Source organism: Sphingobium sp. (assembly GCF_041987595.1).
In the GTDB taxonomy this organism is placed as follows: Bacteria; Pseudomonadota; Alphaproteobacteria; order Sphingomonadales; family Sphingomonadaceae; genus Sphingobium.
On record NZ_JBHIWJ010000248.1, the window covers coordinates 1 to 540 of the forward strand.

The window sequence follows — 540 nt, forward strand, 5'->3', positions numbered from 1 at the left end:
GCACCGCAAACGGCACGTCGTCGGCACTCTGCATTTCCGGCGTCTTGGCCATCTGGGCAAACATCGCCAGGTCCTTTTCGCGCGTCTGGCGCAGCATGAACGCGCGCACCGGCACGGCGGCGCGCTGCGCGGCCGTCTCCAGGCTGATCTTGTTTTCCGACAGCGGCTTGTAGGCGTCGTTGTAGACCTTGTCGGCTACCGGCGACATGACGAAGAACGTGAGGAACAGCGACAGGCCGACCAGCACCTGGTTGGGCGGCGACGATGCCGTGCCGAGCGCATTGCGCAGCAGGCCCAGCACGATGATGATGCGCGTGAAGCCGGTCATCATCAGCATGGCCGCCGGCAGGAACGACAGCGACGTCAGCAGCACCAGCGTCTGCACCGACAGCGACCATACCTGGCCGCCGCCTGCCGCAGGGCGGCTGGTCATGCCCGGCAGCGACTGCGCCAGCGCGCTTTCGGGCGCGAGCCACAGCGCCAGCGGCAGCAGCGCAAGCAGCAGTCCGGCCGCGCGCGACGGGCGCACGAAGGGCTTCA

At 68.1% G+C, this 540-nt stretch carries 1 protein-coding gene; it reads right to left on the reverse strand.

All coding sequences use genetic code 11. The annotated features are described in order from the left end of the window. Positions 1-540, reverse strand: a 540-nt coding sequence (locus ACFC3J_RS23010; RefSeq protein WP_375198218.1) for a flagellar type III secretion system pore protein FliP, incomplete at both ends; no start/stop codon positions are given.